This is a genomic window from Isoptericola hypogeus (assembly GCF_039531145.1).
GTDB lineage: Bacteria > Actinomycetota > Actinomycetes > Actinomycetales > Cellulomonadaceae > Isoptericola > Isoptericola hypogeus.
In genome coordinates, this window is the sequence record NZ_BAAAPM010000003.1 from 1,525,203 (window position 1) to 1,541,212 (window position 16,010).

Sequence of the window (16,010 nt, forward strand, 5' to 3'; positions counted from 1 at the left end):
CCTACGGGCGGGACGGACGAGGACGATCGTCCTACGAGCGCTTCTTGTAGAACGGCATGCTGACGACGACGAACGGCTCGGCGCGTCCGCGCACGTCGACGGCCAGCTCCGTGCCCTCGGCCGACACCTCGGGCGTCACGTACGCCATCGCGACCGGGAAGCCCAGCGTGGGCGACGGCGCGCCGGACGTCACGTGCCCGACGACGGCGCCGGCCTCGCCGTCCAGCCCGCGCCGGACGACGTCGTAGCCCGCCCGGGCGGGGCGGCGGCCCTCGCCGCGGAGGCCGACGAGCACCCGCGCGGGCGCGCTCTCGGCCCGCGCGGCGAGCGCGTCGCGGCCCACGAACGGCAGCGGCTCGCCGTCGTCGGTCACCTTGTCGAGCTTCACGACGCGGCCGAGGCCCGCCTCGAACGGCGTGGTCGTCTCGTCCAGCTCGTGGCCGTACAGCGGCATGCCGGCCTCGAGGCGCAGCGAGTCGCGGGCGGACAGTCCCGCGGGCACGAGCCCGTGCCCCTCCCCCGCCGCGAGCAGCGCCCGCCACAGGTCGCCGGCCCGCTCCGCGGGCACGAACAGCTCGAAGCCGTCCTCCCCGGTGTACCCGGTCCGCGCGACGAGCGCCTCGACCCCGGCCACGGTCGCGGGCGCGGACGCGTAGTACTTCATCGCGCGCACGGCGTCGACGTCGACGGGCGCCGTCAGGCCCGCGAGGATCTCCTCGGCCCGCGGCCCCTGGACGGCGATCAGCGCCGTGGCGGCCGACCGGTCGTCGACGACGGTGTCGAAGGCGGCGGCGCGCGCGACCAGCTCGGCGGCGACGCGCACGGCGTTGCCGGCGTTGGCGACCACGAGGAAGTGCTCGTCGGCCAGCCGGTACACGATGAGGTCGTCGAGGACGGCGCCGTCGGGCGCGCAGATCATCGAGTACCGGGCACGGCCGACGCCGATCTTGCTCGCCGCGCCGACGAGCGCGTGGTCGAGCGCGGTGCCCGCCTGCGGGCCGGTGAGGTGGATCTCGCCCATGTGGGACAGGTCGAACAGGCCTGCTGCCTCGCGCACCGCGCGGTGCTCGGCGAGGTCGGAGGTGTAGCGCAGCGGCATCAGCCAGCCGCCGAATCCGGTCAGGCTCGCTCCGAGCGCGACGTGCTCGTCGTGCAGGGGAGTCTTCTGGTCCTCGGTCATCGAGGCTCCTCTCGGTGGTTGAGCGTGTCGAGTCCCGTCGGTCGAGCCTGTCGAGACACCCGTGGTCTCGACAGGCTCGACCGACGATCAGACGGCGAAGGCCTCGGGCGGCGGGCAGGAGCACACGAGGTTGCGGTCGCCCTTGGCCCCGTCGATGCGGCGCACGGGCGACCAGTACTTCGTCTGTCGCAGCCCTGCGACCGGGAACGCCGCGAGCTCGCGGGAGTACGGCGCGGTCCACTCGTCGGTGACGACGCTCGCCGCGGTGTGCGGCGCGTGCCGAAGCGGCGAGTCGTCCACGGCCCACTCCCCCGCCGCGACGCGGTCGATCTCGCCCTTGATGGCGACCATGGCGTCGACGAACCGGTCCAGCTCTGCCAGGTCCTCGCTCTCGGTCGGCTCGACCATGAGCGTGCCCGCCACGGGGAACGACAGCGTCGGGGCGTGGAAGCCGTAGTCGATGAGGCGCTTGGCGACGTCCTCGGCCGTGACCCCGGTCGCGGCCGTCAGCGCGCGCAGGTCGAGGATGCACTCGTGCGCGACGAGCCCGCCCGGGCCCGTGTACAGCACCGGGAAGTGCTCGTTCAGCCGCGCCGCCACGTAGTTGGCGGTCAGCACCGCGGCCTTGGAGGCCTCTGTCAGCCCGTCCGGGCCCATGAGCGCCAGGTAGGCGTACGAGATCGGCAGGATGCCGGCCGAGCCGTGCGGCGCGGCGCTGACCGGCGGGGTGCCGTTGCCCTCGGCCCCCGGGGTGGGGTCCGCGGGCAGGAACGGCACCAGGTGCGCGGCCACCGCGACCGGGCCCACGCCGGGGCCGCCGCCGCCGTGCGGGATGCAGAACGTCTTGTGCAGGTTGAGGTGCGAGACGTCGCCGCCGAACTCGCCCGGGCGCGCGAGCCCGACGAGCGCGTTGAGGTTCGCCCCGTCGATGTACACCTGACCACCTGCATTATGTACAAGCTCGCAGACCTCGCGGACGTGCTCCTCGTAGACCCCGTGGGTCGACGGGTACGTGATCATGATCCCGGCCACCTGCTCGCCGTGCGCCTCGAGCTTCGCGCGCAGGTCGTCGAGCTGGATCTCGCCGTCGTCCGCCGTCGCGACCACGGCCACGCGCAGGCCGGCGAGGGCCGCCGACGCCGCGTTGGTGCCGTGGGCCGACGCCGGGATCAGCACCAGGTCGCGGTGCGACTCGCCGCGCGAGCGGTGGTAGCCCTTGATCGCCAGCAGGCCGGCGAACTCGCCCTGTGAGCCGGCGTTGGGCTGCACCGAGACCGCCGCGTAGCCCGTGATCTCCGCCAGCTGCGACTCGAGCGCGTCGATCATCTCCGCGTAGCCGCGCGCCTGGTCGGCGGGCACGTACGGGTGGATGTCGGCGAAGCCCGGCCAGCTGATGGCCTCCATCTCCGCCGTCGCGTTGAGCTTCATCGTGCACGAGCCCAGCGGGATCATCGTGCGGTCCAGCGCGAGGTCCTTGTCGGCCAGGCGGCGCAGGTAGCGCAGCATCGACGTCTCGGACCGGTGCTGGTGGAAGATCGGGTGCTCGAGGAACGGCGTCGCGCGGGTGACGGCGGTCGGCAGGTCCGCGGCGGGGGAGCCAAGTCCGCGCGCGGATGCGTTCACGGGCGCCAGGGCGCCCTCCACTTCGGGAACTTCTACATCCGCGGGCGGGCTTGGCTCCCCCGCCGCTCGGTGCACCGCGTCGGCCTCCGCGCCGGCCCCGTTCCCCAGCACGCTGGTGAAGGCGGAGAGGACGGCGGCGACGTCCGCGGCGGTCGTGGTCTCGTCACAGGCGATCTGTACATGATCGGCGTCCGCGACGTACAGGTTGTAGCCCGCCGCGGCAGCGGCCGTCACGACCTGCTCGGCGCGGCCGGGGACCACGGCGCGGACCGTGTCGAAGAAGTGCTCGTGCTCCACATCGACGCCGGCGGCGCGCAGGCCGTCCGCGATCGCAACCGCGCGGGCGTGAGTGCGCTCGGCGATCGCCTTCAGGCCCTGCGGGCCGTGGTAGACGGCGTACATCGACGCGACGATGGCCAGCAGCGCCTGGGCGGTGCAGATGTTGCTCGTGGCCTTCTCGCGGCGGATGTGCTGCTCGCGGGTGGCCAGCGCGAGCCGGTAGCCCGGCGCGCCGTCGGCGTCGGTCGACACCCCGACGAGGCGGCCGGGGAGCTGCCGCTCCAGGCCCTTGCGGACCGCCATGTACGCGGCGTGCGGGCCGCCGTAGAACAGCGGGACGCCGAAGCGCTGGGCCGAGCCGACCGCGACGTCCGCCCCGAGCTCGCCGGGGGAGACGAGCAGCGTCAGCGCGAGCAGGTCGGTCGCCATCGTCACGAGCGCGCCGCGCTCCTTGGCCTCGGCGACGACGCCGCGCGCGTCGAGCACCCGGCCCGACGCCCCGGACTGCTGCAGCACCACGCCCACGAGGTCGCCGTCGGGCAGCTCGCCGCCGGCGGCGACGGCGGCCTCGAGCCCCGCCGCCAGGCCGCCGTCGAGCCCGGTCACGACCACCGGCAGGCCGATCGCCTCCGCCCGACCGCGCGTCACCGCGAGGCTCTGCGGGAACAGGTCGGCGTCGAGCACGACGTACCCGGACTTCGCCCGCGACGCCCGCCACATCAGCGCGACGGCCTCCGCGACGGCGGTCGCCTCGTCGAGCAGCGACGCGCCCGCGACCTCGAGACCCGTGAGGTCCTCGACCGCCTGCTGGAAGTTGAGCAGCGCCTCCAGGCGCCCCTGCGAGATCTCCGGCTGGTACGGCGTGTAGGCGGTGTACCAGGCGGGGGACTCGAGCACGTTGCGGCGGATCACCGGGGGAGTGGCGGTGCCGTAGTACCCGAGCCCGATCATCTGCTTCTTGACCTGGTTCTTCGACGCGAGGTCGCGCAGGTGGTCGAGCACCTCGGCCTCGGTGCGGGCCGCCGGCAGGGCGAGCGGGCGGTCGGTGCGGATCGTCTTCGGGACGGCAGCGTCCACGAGGGCGTCGAGCGTGTCGTAGCCGAGCGCGTCGAGCATGACCCGCACCTCGCGGCCGCGGGGGCCCAGGTGGCGGTCGGCGAAGACGTCGGGGTCGTACGCGGGGGATCCGGGGGAGGTGGTCACGTCGAGCGCTCCGTGAGGTCGGTCCGGGAATGGCGGGCAGGGACGATCGGTCCCTCCCCGCTCTGTCATCGGACTGCGTGCCGGGCCAGGCCCGGTCGCACGTCGACCTGAGAGTTTTGCCGGTCCGCCTTGGCACCGCCCGCTCCTGCGTGATCGCAGGTCGCGGGCGACGACGGGGCGCGCCGACTTGCACCGTCGGTGGGTCCTTCGCGGGCTGCCGGCCGGGGCCGGTCGCCAGCGGCGGACCGCTTTCCAGAGTTGCCTCGCCGCGACGGTACGGGGTGCCTGAGAGATTCCCGGGGAGGGATTGCTCCTTCGGCGCCGGCCGCGCGCAGGGCCGGCGGACCGGCCCGACGTCGCGGCGCGAACTCTCCCGACGCGGTTCGAACAGCGTGTTGCGTTGTGGCGTCGATCCTACCCGTGCCGGGTTTCGTCGTCGTGACGCGGACCGGCGGCGCCTGTCCCTGCTGGTCCCGTGCCCGGCTCCCCGGCCGGGTCGGTGTGCACCGGGCCGTCCGGAGGGCTCGACGGCGGGGTTTCCGCCCGGCTCGACGGCGGGGTGTCCGCCCGGCCCGACGGCGGGGTCTCCGGCCGGCCCGACGGCGCGGCTCCCGCCACCGGTGCGGCGCGCCCCTTGCGCTCGTCGCGCACCCGGGTGGTGCTGGCGAACCCGCCCACGAGGATCACGGCCCCCGCGAGCACCAGGTAGAGGGCGAGGAGCAGCGCGATCGTCACCGTGTCGTCGGTGGGGCGGGCGAAGATGAGCACGCCCAGCACGAGCCAGAGGACGGCGTTGGCGAGCTGCCAGTCCCAGGCCAGCGCACGCAGCGCGCGGCCCCGCAGGCCGCCGATGATGCCGCTGACCCCCGCGGCGCACGCCCAGATCCCGACGACGAGGTACAGCACCTGCGCGCTCATCGACGGCCACATCACGACGACCAGGGCGGCGGCGACGCTCACGATGCCGACGACGAACCGCCAGCTCACCTCGTCGCCGGCGCTCTCGGCCGAGGGCTCGCCCTTGGTCGGCCGCCCCTCGACGATCAGCAGGATGCCCTGGACGAGGATCACCAGCCCGATCAGCCAGCGCAACCACACCAGTCCCTCGTCGGGGTTGAGGAACAGCACCACGCCGCCCGCCAGGTACGCGACGGCGCGCAGGTACACCAGCCCCCACAGCCGCCGCGCGGTCCCGATCGTGCGCTGCGACAGCGGCACGGCGCTCGTGTCGTCGGACATGTCGGCCTCCCCAGCGGTGCGACTTCCCTGGTGGCGATGCTAGGAGCCGTGCGGCCGGGCCGCCCGTCGAGACGACGGCGGAGCGGGCCGGAACGCCGCCTGTCAGGCCAGCTCGCGGTCCCGCGTGACCTCGACCATCGCGTCGACGACCGCCCGCACCGCGGGCCCGGGCTCGTGCCGGGTGGCGCGGTGCCGCACGACGATGCGTCGTGACCCGAGCCCGGCGAGGCCCACCACCTCGACCCCCTCGGGGACGTCGCTCTCGAGCGCGAGCGCGGGGAGCATCGCCGCCCCCTGGTTCGCTGCGACGAGGGCGAGCGCCGTGTCGAAGTCGAAGTAGGAGTGCCGCGTGGTCACCGACGTCCCGAGCGTGCGCGCGAGCCGCCGCAGGGCACGGTCGGCCGCGGTGTCCGGCACGGCGCCGATCCACTGCAGGTCGCGCAGGTCGTCGAGCCGCTCCGGCGTGGGCATGGCCGCGGGCACGACGACGCGCCACGGCTCGTCGATCAGGGGCACGTCGTGCACGCCGCGCGGGGCGGGGGCGTCCACGTCGACGTCGCGCTCGAGCAGGATGACGTCGAGGTCGCCCGCGCGGAGCATCCTGATCGCGTCCGCGGGCTCGTGCTCGCGCACGTCGACCTCGACGCCGGGGTACTGCTCGGCGAGGTCGACGAGCATGGGCGCCACGACCGCACGGATCGCGGACTGGAAGGCGCCGAGCACGACGGTCCCGGCGACGCCCTCGCCGAGCGCCGCGATGGCCTGGCGCGCCTCGAGCAGCTCGCCCTCGATGCGTTCGCCCGCCTCGGCCAGGACGCGGCCCGCGGCGGTGAGCGTCACGCCGCGCGGCCCGCGGTCGAGGACGGCGATGCCCTCCTCGGCCTCTAAACGGGCGATCTGCTGGGACACCGCCGACGGGGTGACATGCAGAAGATCTGCTGCCGCGAGCACGCCCCCGGCACGGTGCACGGCAAGGAGAAAGGCAAGCCTTCGTGGGTCGGTAGCCATGTAGATATCCTAACTGCCGGTCGCAGAAAGATTTGATTGCGCTGAAGGCCGATCGTGTCTCAGAATGGTCACGGCGCCGGCCGGCACGACCGGCTCCCGGACTCGGGAGACGGCGCCCCACACCCTCAGATCCATCCTTCCGCATGGCACCGCTGTGCCATGCCGACCTACCCGGAGGTGCCCGTCATGACGATCTCCCTGCTGACCGTGATTACTGCCCTCGGGTGGGTCGGCGCCATCGCCGTCGTCCTCGCCTACGGCATGGTGAGCAAGGGCCGCTGGACGGCCGACTCGCTCGCGTTCCAGGTCGCCAACATCGGCGGCGCGGCCGTGATGCTGATGATCGCCGTCATGAACGGCATCTGGCCGTCGGCGCTCGCCAACGTCGCCGCCGTCGTCATCGGCGCCGGCGCCCTCCGCGCGATCGCCCGCGCACGCCGCGCCGAGCGCGCGGCCCTCGCGCAGGTGACGGGGGCGGCCGGCGTCGCGACCGTCATCGACGGCGCCGACGACCCGACCGCCGGTCGCCACGCCGTCGAGCTCGTCCCGGCCGAGCTCGTCGCGGCCGAGCCCGGTGAGCTGGTCCCGGCCGAGCGCGTGGACCTGGCCGCCTGACCTCGCCGCGGCGTCCTGCCGTCCTCGCGACGCGGGGCGCGCTCAGCTGCGCCGGTGGACGACCACGGGCACCACGACCCACAGCACCAGCAGCACCCCGAGGATCGAACCGCCGACGACCAGGCCCGCCGTCCGCCCCACGACGACGTCGAAGACCAGCATCACCGCCCCGGTCATGACGAACGCCATGAGGACGATCGCCACGCGGGTCATCCGGTCGCCGCCGGTGACGATCTCCTTCTTCAGGTGGCGCCGGAACAGGGCGCGGTGCAGCGCGACGGGGGAGACGAGCATCCCGGTCGTCGCGACCGACAGCACCACGAGCACCAGGTAGAGCGTGATCTGGTAGGTGTCCAGGTCCGCGAACCGCTGCTGGAACGGCAGCGTCAGCAGGAACCCGGTGAGGATCTGCACCCCGGTCTGCATGACGCGCAGCTCTTGCAGCAGCTCGCTCCAGTTGCGGTCGGAGCGCTGCTCGGGGGTCTCCGGCCGCCCGTGCGGGCGGTCGGTCGTGCTGCCGGTCGCGTCGTCGCTCATCCGTCCCGTGCTCCGTCCTTGGCGTGGTGCGGGGTCTCGTCGTTGCCGAGCACGACGTCGACGACGACCGCGCGGTGGTCGCTGACGCCGAGGTCCACGGCGCGGGCCGCCGCGGCGGCCCGGACGTCGCCGTCGGTCAGTACGTGGTCGATCCGCAGCCACGGCCGGGCGGCGGGGTAGGTGGGCACGTGCACGAGCTCGCGCCAGCCCGTGCGCCGGGCGGGGACGGCGTCGCGCGTGTTGAGGTCGCCGAGCAGCACCAGCGGTCGGGGTGCGTGGCGCAGCCGGTGACGCAGCGCGCGCAGCTGCGCGCGTCTCCAGGGGTCGACCCGCGACAGGTGCGTCGTCACGACGGTCACGGTGCCGTCGGGCGTCGCGACGGCCGCGGCCAGCGCGACGCGCGGCTCGTCCACGCCGAGGGGTGGCAGGCCTGGCACGTTCGGCCCGGGCAGCCGCATCGGTCGCCACGCGCGCACGGGATGGCGCGAGAGCAGCGCGATGCCGTATCCGGGCAGGTCAGGCGCGTGGCCCGGGTGAGCGGCGTGGTCGAGGTCGGCCGCGGTCGCGCGACGGCGGCGATACCACGGCGCCAACGGTCCGACCAGCGCGGGCAGGAACCGGTGCTCCCTCGTGCCGAGCGCCGCCGCGAGCTCGCGCGCCTGGTCGGCATCCCCCGAACGCGTCTGCCCGCGGTCCACCTCCTGCAGCGCGACGACGTCGCCGTCGAGCCCCGCCAGGGCGTGGCCGAGCCGGTCCAGGTCCGTGCGCGCGCCGGCGACGAGCGCGTGCTGGATGTTGGCCGTCACGAGCCGGATCACCAAGGCCCTCCTCCCAGTCCGCCGCCGAGGTAGCCCCATCCTGCCGAGGGAGCGGCCTTCCCGCCCGGGTAGCAGGGCCGGTGCGTGCCGCGTCGCGCTCAGAGGGTGCGCTGCCAGGCGACGATGCGGTCGACGGCGCGCGCCACGACGTCCGGCGACGCCGCGAACGACAGGCGCACCCACTCGCCGCCGGCGACGCCGTCGAAGTCGGCCCCGGGGGTGATGGCGACGTCGGCCTCCGCGAGCAGGCGGGAGCAGTACGCCACCGAGTCGCCACCGACGGCGTCGAGGTACCGCGAGACGTTCCCGTACAGGTAGAAGGCGCCGTCGGCGGGCGCGACGGGGCGCCAGCCGAGCTCGTCGACCCGGTCGAGGAGCGCCGCCCGCGAGGCCGCGTACCGCGCGACGTTCCCGGCCGCGGCGGCGTAGCCGTCGGGAGAGAAGGCCGCGATCCCCGCATGCTGCGCGAGCGCGGGCGGGGAGAGCGCGACGTTCCCGGCCAGCGCGTTCACCGGGCCGACCAGCTCCTCGGGGAGCACCAGCCAGCCCAGGCGCCAGCCCGTCATGGCCCAGTACTTGGAGAACGAGTTGACCACCACGGCCCCCGCATCCGCGTACATCGCGGCGGTGGATTGCTGTACATCGTCGGAGTAGGCGATGCCGTGGTAGATCTCGTCGCTGATCAGGCGCACGTCGTGCTCGCCGCACCACGAGGCGACAGCGGCCAGCTCGGCGGGCGTGATCATCGTCCCGGTGGGGTTTGCGGGCGACGCGACGACGACGCCGTCGAGCCCGCCGCCGTAGTAGGCCTCCATGAGCTGGGAGACGGTCGGCTGGTAGCGGGTCTCCGGGCCGCAGTCGAGCTCGACGACCTCGCACCCGAGCGCCGCGAGGATGTTCTTGTACGCCGGGTACCCGGGCCGCGCGAGCGCCACGCGGTCGCCGACGTCGAACGCGGCGAGGAACGCCAGGAGGAACCCGCCGCTCGACCCGGTGGTCACCGCCACCCGGCCCGGGTCGACGTCGACGTCGTACCAGCGCCGGTAGTGCCCGGCGATCTCGGCGCGCAGCGCCGGGACCCCCATCGCCTCCGTGTAGCCGAGGTCGGCGTGCCGCAGCAGGTCGGCGGCGCGCTCCCGCACCACGTCGGACGCCCCCGTGGACGGCTCGCCCGCGCACAGGTTGAGCACGTCGTTCCCGGCCGCGCGGCGCTCGTTGGCCGCCGCCAGCACCTGCATGACGGCGAACGGGGGCACGTGGCTGCGGCGGGAGATCTTCATGCGCCCATCATGCCGCCGCGGCCCCTCGGCGATCCCCGCAGGAGCCTCGAGCTCGCGGAGCGTGTGACGCTCGACCGCCCGCTCCTGGTCGCCGTCGCGCACCGACAGCTCGTGGCCGCCGTTCGTCGCCGCCGACCCGCGACCCGCGGCACTGACCCGCGCGGCTCGCTAGCGTGGAGACATGCGAGCCTGGAGAGCCAAGGGACCCGACGACGCCGGCGCCGACCCGGTGCGCCACGCCGTGCAGTACCGCGTGGACCGCGAGGCCGACCTCGAGCGCGCCGCGCAGGGCGGCGCGACGGTGGGTGAGGACGACGCGGAGGCCGCCGGCGCCCCCTCCGCCGCGCAGCCTCGACCGCGCATGGACGACCGCCACCTCTGGGTGGACACCGTGGTCGACCAGGCGATCCGCCGCGGGGAGTTCGACGACCTGCCGCTGGCGGGCAAGCCGATCCCCGGCCTACGCGGCACCCACGATCCGGACTGGTGGCTGAAGAGCCTGGTGGAGCGCGAGAACATCACCGGGGTGCTGCCGGCGGCGCAGCTGCGCCGCGACGACGCCGAGCTCGACGAGACCCTCGACCGCGAGCCCGAGGAGTCGCGGGTCCGGCAGGTCGTGCAGGACTTCAATGCCCGGGTGATCGACGCCCGCCGCCAGCTCATGGGCGGCCCGCCCGTCGTGACGCCGACGCGCGACGTCGAGCGCGAGGTGCAGCGCTGGCGCGAGCGGCGCCGGGCGCACGGGATCCGCTGAACGGAGCGGCCTGAGGGACCAGGGGGGAACGAACCGTGGGTGACGCCGTCGTCCTCGACCTGCAGGGCACGGTCTACGACGCGGGCCGGCTGGTGCCCGGCGCCGACCGCGCCGTCGCGAACCTGCGGGACGCGGGGCACGCGATCCGGTTCGTCACCAACACCGACTCCCAGGACTCCGCGTCGATCGTCGCGATGCTGCGGGGGATGGGCCTGGAGCTGGACCCGGCCGAGCTGTTCACCCCCGTGGACGCCGCGACGTCGTACCTCTCCGCGGCTCCCGACGCGCGGGTGCACGTGCTCGCCACGGGCGTGGTCCGCGACCAGCTCGGGGCATCCCTCGCCGTCGTCGGGCCGGACGACGACCCGACGCACGTACTGGTCGGCGACGTGCACGACGTGCTCGACTACCCGGCCCTCGACGCGGCGTTCCGCGCGGTCCTCGCGGGGGCGGAGCTGCTCGCGCTGCAGCACGGCCGCTGGTTCCTGCGCGGCGGGCGACCCGCGCTCGACACCGGGTCGGTCGTCGCGGCGCTCGAGCACGGCGCCGAGGTGAGCGCGCGCACGCTCGGTAAGCCGAGCTCCGACTTCCTGCGGCTCGCGCTGGGCACCGTCAACCCGGCGCCCGGGCCCGCGCGCACGTGGGTGGTCGGGGACGACCGTTCGTCGGACATCGCGATGGGCCTCGAGGCCGGCGTGCACACGGTCCTGGTGCGCACCGGGAAGTTCTCCCGCCAGGCCGACGACGACGCGCTACCCCGCGCCGAGCACGTCGTCGACGACGTCACCGCCCTGCCCGACCTGCTCGTCACTCGATGACGGCGAGCGCGTCGATCTCCACGAGCATCTCCTCGCGCGGGAGCTCCACCATGACGGTCGTGCGGGCGGGCAGGACGGCGTCGGGCCCCAGCCGCTCGGCGAGAAAGGCGCCGTAGGCGTCGTTCATCGCGGCGAAGTCGGCGCGGGTGGTGAGGTACACGCGCAGCATGACGACGTCGGCGAGGTTCGCGCCGCCGCCGGCCAGCACGGCCTCGACGTTCCGCAGGGTGCGCGTGGTCTGCGCGGCGACGTCACCCGGGTAGAGGTACTCGTTCGTCGCGGGGTCGACCGGGCCCTGCCCCGAGACCTGCAGGAGGTTGCCGGCCCGCACCCCCTGCGAGAAGGTGTGCGCCGGGGCGGGAGCCTGGTCGGTGCGGACGGCGGTCCTGTTCGTGGGACTGGTCATCGGACGGTCCTCCGGGCTCGAGGGATGGAGTTCGTTCGGCCTGCTGCCGTACTGTCCCAAGCATGCCTGACGGCGGGGGAGGTGCTCTGACGATGGACCACGACGCTCAGCACGACGAGCAGGCATGCCGCATCGACCGCGGCCGCGTCGCCGCGCTCGCGGACGAGCGCACGGGCTGGCAGCACAAGGCGATCCCGCCGGAGCTGTGGGGCCTGAGCGTCGCGGAGGTCCGCGAGCGCCGGCCCCGCCTGTCCGAGCTGTCGACGCCGCTGCTCACGCTCTCGCGGGCGTCGCTGGACCACAACGTGCGCGCGATGGAGGACTGGTGCACGGCCCGCGGTCTGGCGATCGCGCCGCACGGCAAGACCACGATGGCCCCGCAGCTCTGGTCGGAGCTCCTCGACGCGGGGGCGTGGGCGATCACGGTCGCGAACGCCTCCCAGCTCGCGGTGGCGCGCGCGTTCGGCGTGACCCGGGTGCTGGTGGCCAACACGCTGATCTCGCCGGCCGCGCTGCGCTGGGTCGCCGACGAGCTCGCCGACGACCACGACCTGCGGGTCCTCGTCTGGGCGGACTCGCCCACCACGGTCGACCTCATGCACGAGACCCTGTCCGCGCACGTCGCCGACGCCGGGCCGCGGCCGCCGCTGGACGTCCTGGTCGAGCGCGGGGGAGCGGGCGGCCGCACGGGTGCCCGGGACGAGGCCACCGCGCTCGCGGCGGCACAGCGGGTCGCCGCGTCCCCGCACCTGAGGCTGGCGGGGGTGGCGGGATACGAGGGGGCGCTGGCGCACGACTCCGACCCCCACAGCCGTGACGTGGTGGTCGCCTACCTGCGGGACCTGCTCGCGGCTCACGTACAGATCGAGGCCGCGGGCCTGTACGAGGTGGACGCGCCGATCGTCTCGGCGGGCGGCAGCGCGTTCTTCGACCTGGTGGACGAGGTGCTCTCGCCCCTCGCCGGCACCGGCGCCCGCGTGGTGCTGCGCAGCGGCGCCTACCAGGTGCACGACGACGGGCACTACCGGCACGTCTCGGCGCTCGGCGAGGAGCCGCGCACCGACGGCACCGGCCTCCGGGCCGCGATGCACGCCTGGGTGCGGGTCACCTCCCAGCCCGAGCCCGGCCTCGCGCTGTTCGACGCGGGCAAGCGCGACCTGCCGTTCGACGAGGGTCTGCCCCGCGTGCAGCGCCGCTGGCCGCGTCAGGACGAGGACGGCGTCGGCCTCGCGCCGGTCGACGGCGTCACGGTCACCGCCGTCAACGACCAGCACGGCTTCCTGCGCTGGGACGCGACCGGCGCCAAGGAGCCGCCCGTGCGGATCGGCGACGTGCTGCGCCTGGGCCTGTCGCACCCCTGCACGGCGATGGACAAGTGGGCGCTGGTCCCGGTCGTCGACGACGCCGACGCGGCCGACCCGGTCGTCGTCGACCTCGTGCGCACGTTCTTCTGAGGGCGCCGTGATCGACTGGCTGGTCCGCGACGCGCTGGTCGTGGACGGCACGGGAGCGCCCGGCTTCGTCGCGGACGTCGGGGTGACCGCGGGCCGCATCACCGCCGTCGACCCGGGCCGCCGCGACGTCCGGGCGGCGGGGGCCCACCGCACCGTCGACGCGGCCGGCCGCGCGCTCACCCCCGGCTTCATCGACCTGCACGCGCACTCGGACGTGCAGATCCTCGCGAACCCGGACCACACGGCGAAGGTCGGCCAGGGCGTCACGCTGGAGGTCCTGGGCCAGGACGGCCTGTCCCTCGCGCCTGTGGACGAGCGCACCCGGGACGCGCTGCGCACCCAGCTCGCGGGCTGGAACGGCGACCCGCCCGGCTTCGCCTACGACTGGGACTCCGTCGCCGGCTACCTGGACCGCCTCGACCGGGGCATCGCCTGCCACGCCGCCTACCTGGTGCCGCAGGGGACGCTGCGGCTCCTCGTCGTCGGCCCCGACGACCGCCCCGCCACGCCCGCGGAGCAGGCGCGCATGGCCGACCTCCTCGCCCGGGGGCTGCGGGAGGGCGCGCTCGGCATGAGCAGCGGCCTCACCTACCCGCCGTCCATGTACGCCGACGACGCCGAGCTCGCGGCGCTGCTGCGGGTCGTCGCCGCGCACGGCGGGTACTACAGCCCGCACACCCGCTCCTACGGCGAGGGGGCGCTCGAGGCGTACGCCGAGGTGCTCGACCTGGCCAGGGCCACGGGCTGCCCGCTGCACCTCACGCACGCGACGATGAACTTCGCCCCGAACGCCGGCCGCGCGGGCGAGCTCCTCGCGCTGGTCGACGCGGCCCTCGACGACGGCGTCGACGTCACCCTGGACTCCTATCCCTACCTGCCCGGCTCGACGACGCTCAGCGCGCTCCTGCCGAGCTGGGCGTTCTCGGGCGGGCCGGACGCCGCCCTCGCGCGGCTCGCCGACCCGGCCGACCGGGCGCGGATCGTCCACGAGCTGGAGCACGTGGGCACCGACGGCTGCCACGGCTGCGTCGCCGACTGGGACACGATCGAGGTCAGCGGCGTGCAGCGCCCGGGACTCGAGGACCGGGTGGGCCGCACGATCGCGGCGATCGCCCGCGGCGAGGGCCGCGCGCCGGGCGACGTCTTCGTCGACCTCCTGCGGGCCGACCGCCTCGGCACGACGATCCTCCAGCACGTCGGCCACGAGGAGAACGTCCGCGCGATCATGACCCACCGCGCGCACTGCGGCGGATCGGACGGCATCCTCGTCGGCGGCCGGCCGCACCCGCGCGCGTGGGGGACGTTCCCGCGCTACCTCGCCCGGTACGTGCGCGAGCTCGGCCTGCTCACCCTCGAGGACTGCGTGCACCACCTCACCGGGCGCCCCGCCGCCCGCCTGCGCCTCGCCGCCCGCGGCCTCGTCCGCCCGGGGTACGCCGCCGACCTCGTGCTCCTCGACCCCGCCACGATCCGGGACGTCGCCACCTTCGACGACCCGCGCCGGCAGGCCGAGGGCATCGACCTCGTCCTCGTCGACGGCGTCGCGGTGCTGGACGACGGCGCCCGCACCAGCGCGCTGCCCGGACGCGCCGTCCGCCGCTCCGCCGACGGCGCGGCACGCTGACCCGGGCGGTCCTCCGGGCGAACTACGCGGCGTCCGGTCGCGCCGCGGCACCGGGTTTCGTACGTTCGGGGCGTGAGCGAGCGATCCGCCGGCACGACCTCCGACGACCGGCCCACCGCGCCGGCCGGCTGGCTGCCCGACGTGCTGCCGGGCTTCGAGCAGCACACGCTGCTCCTGGAGCCGGACTTCGAGGGCGAGGTCGTCGCGACGCTCGTGCGGCGCGCCCCGACGTCCCGCCCGGAGACGACGGCCGAGGTCCCCGACGCCGGGGTCGACGTGCTGTACGTGCACGGCTGGAACGACTACTTCTTCCACCCGCACCTGGCCGCGTTCTGGGAGGCCCGGGGCGCGCGGTTCTTCGCGCTCGACCTGCGCAAGTACGGGCGCAGCATCCGCTCCTGGCAGACGCCCGGCTTCGTCACCCGGCTGCGCACCTACGACGAGGAGATCTCCGCGGCGCTCGCCCTCGTCGGCCACGGCCCGGACGCGGGGGCCGGGCGGCGGCGGCTGGTGCTCATGGGGCACTCGACGGGCGGCCTGGTGCTCAGCCTGTGGATGGCGCACCGCCCCGGCCGGGCCGACGCGCTGGTGCTCAACAGCCCGTGGCTCGAGTTCCAGACGCGGCACGTGGGGCGCCGCATGCTCGAGCCGGGGGTGCGGGTGCAGGCGGCGCTCGCCCCGCTGAGCCACATGATCAACCTCGACCAGGGCTTCTACTCCCGCGCGACGTCGTCACGGTTCGACGGCGAGTGGGACTACGACCCGGCGTGGCGCTCCGACGCCGGCTGGCGCCCGACGCCCGCGTGGCTGTCCGCCGTCTTCCGCGGGCACGACCGCGTGGCGCGCGGCCTGGGGATCGAGGCCCCCGTCCTCGTGCTGCTCTCGGCGCGGTTCACCGCGCCGGTCCGCTGGAGCCAGGAGATGCTCCGCACCGACTCCGTGATAGACGTCGTCGGGGTGGCGCGCCGGTCCACCGACCTCGGCAGCCGCGTGACCGTCGTCCGGGTCGACGGCGCGCTGCACGACGTCACCCTGTCCGCCGCCCCCGTGCGCGACGTCGTCTGGGCCGAGACGACGCGCTGGTTGCGTGCGTACGTCCCGCCGCGCGCCGCCCCCGAGCCCGCGCCTGAGCCGAGCGGGTGGCGGCGGCTGTTCCGCCGCCGCCGCTGAGC

General features: G+C 74.9%; 14 protein-coding genes and 1 riboswitch. Of the genes, 6 read left to right on the forward strand and 8 right to left on the reverse strand.

The genetic code is table 11. The annotated features are described in order from the left end of the window. Nucleotides 1-31: 31 nt before the first annotated feature. From gcvT to ABD254_RS09150, 4 genes are all read right to left on the reverse strand, one after another. Nucleotides 32-1,180, reverse strand: a complete 1,149-nt coding sequence (gene gcvT / locus ABD254_RS09135; protein ID WP_344247766.1) for a glycine cleavage system aminomethyltransferase GcvT — start codon at nucleotides 1,178-1,180, stop codon at nucleotides 32-34. Between the two features lie 87 nt (nucleotides 1,181-1,267). Continuing rightward, entirely contained in the window at nucleotides 1,268-4,354 is a 3,087-nt protein-coding gene (gene gcvPB, locus ABD254_RS09140) for an aminomethyl-transferring glycine dehydrogenase subunit GcvPB (protein ID WP_425553695.1), read from the reverse strand. A 193-nt stretch (nucleotides 4,355-4,547) separates the two neighbouring features. Further along, nucleotides 4,548-4,671, reverse strand: a riboswitch (glycine riboswitch). 28 nt (nucleotides 4,672-4,699) lie between these two features. Continuing rightward, complete coding sequence (locus ABD254_RS09145) at nucleotides 4,700-5,524, reverse strand: HdeD family acid-resistance protein (RefSeq protein WP_344247770.1); 825 nt, start codon at nucleotides 5,522-5,524, stop codon at nucleotides 4,700-4,702. Nucleotides 5,525-5,626: 102 nt separating this feature from the next. After that, nucleotides 5,627-6,532, reverse strand: a complete 906-nt coding sequence (locus tag ABD254_RS09150; protein ID WP_344247772.1) for a LysR family transcriptional regulator — start codon at nucleotides 6,530-6,532, stop codon at nucleotides 5,627-5,629. A 186-nt stretch (nucleotides 6,533-6,718) separates the two neighbouring features. On the opposite strand from ABD254_RS09150, the gene ABD254_RS09155 reads away from it, so the two are divergent. Then, nucleotides 6,719-7,147 (forward strand): CBU_0592 family membrane protein, encoded by a 429-nt coding sequence (locus ABD254_RS09155; protein WP_344247774.1) that lies wholly within the window; start codon nucleotides 6,719-6,721, stop codon nucleotides 7,145-7,147. Between the two features lie 42 nt (nucleotides 7,148-7,189). On the opposite strand, the gene ABD254_RS09160 is transcribed toward ABD254_RS09155, so the two are convergent. From ABD254_RS09160 to ABD254_RS09170, 3 genes are all read right to left on the reverse strand, one after another. After that, complete coding sequence (locus ABD254_RS09160; protein ID WP_344247776.1) at nucleotides 7,190-7,684, reverse strand: DUF6328 family protein; 495 nt, start codon at nucleotides 7,682-7,684, stop codon at nucleotides 7,190-7,192. Next, entirely contained in the window at nucleotides 7,681-8,502 is an 822-nt protein-coding gene (locus ABD254_RS09165) for an endonuclease/exonuclease/phosphatase family protein (RefSeq protein WP_344247778.1), read from the reverse strand. Before ABD254_RS09165 ends, ABD254_RS09160 begins: the two co-directional genes overlap by 4 nt. 98 nt (nucleotides 8,503-8,600) lie before the next feature. Beyond that, nucleotides 8,601-9,782: an aminotransferase class I/II-fold pyridoxal phosphate-dependent enzyme gene (locus tag ABD254_RS09170; protein WP_344247780.1), complete on the reverse strand. Its 1,182-nt coding sequence runs from the start codon at nucleotides 9,780-9,782 to the stop codon at nucleotides 8,601-8,603. A 181-nt stretch (nucleotides 9,783-9,963) separates the two neighbouring features. On the opposite strand from ABD254_RS09170, the gene ABD254_RS09175 reads away from it, so the two are divergent. Both ABD254_RS09175 and ABD254_RS09180 read left to right on the forward strand, forming a co-directional pair. Then, on the forward strand, nucleotides 9,964-10,536 hold the full coding sequence (locus tag ABD254_RS09175; protein WP_344247782.1) for a DnaJ family domain-containing protein: 573 nt from the start codon (nucleotides 9,964-9,966) through the stop codon (nucleotides 10,534-10,536). A 35-nt stretch (nucleotides 10,537-10,571) separates the two neighbouring features. After that, complete coding sequence (locus ABD254_RS09180) at nucleotides 10,572-11,354, forward strand: HAD-IIA family hydrolase (protein WP_344247784.1); 783 nt, start codon at nucleotides 10,572-10,574, stop codon at nucleotides 11,352-11,354. Here the strand turns inward: ABD254_RS09180 and ABD254_RS09185 are convergent. After that, entirely contained in the window at nucleotides 11,344-11,760 is a 417-nt protein-coding gene (locus tag ABD254_RS09185) for a RidA family protein (RefSeq protein WP_344247786.1), read from the reverse strand. The genes ABD254_RS09180 and ABD254_RS09185 overlap by 11 nt on opposite strands. 92 nt (nucleotides 11,761-11,852) lie before the next feature. On the opposite strand from ABD254_RS09185, the gene ABD254_RS09190 reads away from it, so the two are divergent. From ABD254_RS09190 to ABD254_RS09200, 3 genes are all read left to right on the forward strand, one after another. Beyond that, nucleotides 11,853-13,214 (forward strand): type III PLP-dependent enzyme domain-containing protein, encoded by a 1,362-nt coding sequence (locus ABD254_RS09190; protein WP_344247788.1) that lies wholly within the window; start codon nucleotides 11,853-11,855, stop codon nucleotides 13,212-13,214. A 10-nt stretch (nucleotides 13,215-13,224) separates the two neighbouring features. Next, nucleotides 13,225-14,838, forward strand: a complete 1,614-nt coding sequence (locus ABD254_RS09195; RefSeq protein ID WP_425553734.1) for an N-acyl-D-amino-acid deacylase family protein — start codon at nucleotides 13,225-13,227, stop codon at nucleotides 14,836-14,838. Nucleotides 14,839-14,910: 72 nt separating this feature from the next. Continuing rightward, nucleotides 14,911-16,008, forward strand: coding sequence for an alpha/beta hydrolase (locus ABD254_RS09200; protein WP_344247792.1), 1,098 nt, complete (start codon nucleotides 14,911-14,913; stop codon nucleotides 16,006-16,008). Nucleotides 16,009-16,010: the final 2 nt, after the last annotated feature.

What these genes read in the sequence shown, in the direction of transcription:
- ABD254_RS09150 (WP_344247772.1), bottom strand. Translation starts at nt 6,532, where the DNA reads ATGGCTACCGACCCACGAAGGCTTGCCTTTCTCCTTGCCGTGCACCGT.
- ABD254_RS09145 (WP_344247770.1), bottom strand. Translation starts at nt 5,524, where the DNA reads ATGTCCGACGACACGAGCGCCGTGCCGCTGTCGCAGCGCACGATCGGG.
- ABD254_RS09175 (WP_344247782.1), top strand. Translation starts at nt 9,964, where the DNA reads ATGCGAGCCTGGAGAGCCAAGGGACCCGACGACGCCGGCGCCGACCCG.
- ABD254_RS09185 (WP_344247786.1), bottom strand. Translation starts at nt 11,760, where the DNA reads ATGACCAGTCCCACGAACAGGACCGCCGTCCGCACCGACCAGGCTCCC.
- ABD254_RS09160 (WP_344247776.1), bottom strand. Translation starts at nt 7,684, where the DNA reads ATGAGCGACGACGCGACCGGCAGCACGACCGACCGCCCGCACGGGCGG.
- ABD254_RS09170 (WP_344247780.1), bottom strand. Translation starts at nt 9,782, where the DNA reads ATGAAGATCTCCCGCCGCAGCCACGTGCCCCCGTTCGCCGTCATGCAG.
- ABD254_RS09155 (WP_344247774.1), top strand. Translation starts at nt 6,719, where the DNA reads ATGACGATCTCCCTGCTGACCGTGATTACTGCCCTCGGGTGGGTCGGC.
- gcvPB (WP_425553695.1), bottom strand. Translation starts at nt 4,354, where the DNA reads ATGACAGAGCGGGGAGGGACCGATCGTCCCTGCCCGCCATTCCCGGAC.
- gcvT (WP_344247766.1), bottom strand. Translation starts at nt 1,180, where the DNA reads ATGACCGAGGACCAGAAGACTCCCCTGCACGACGAGCACGTCGCGCTC.
- ABD254_RS09190 (WP_344247788.1), top strand. Translation starts at nt 11,853, where the DNA reads ATGGACCACGACGCTCAGCACGACGAGCAGGCATGCCGCATCGACCGC.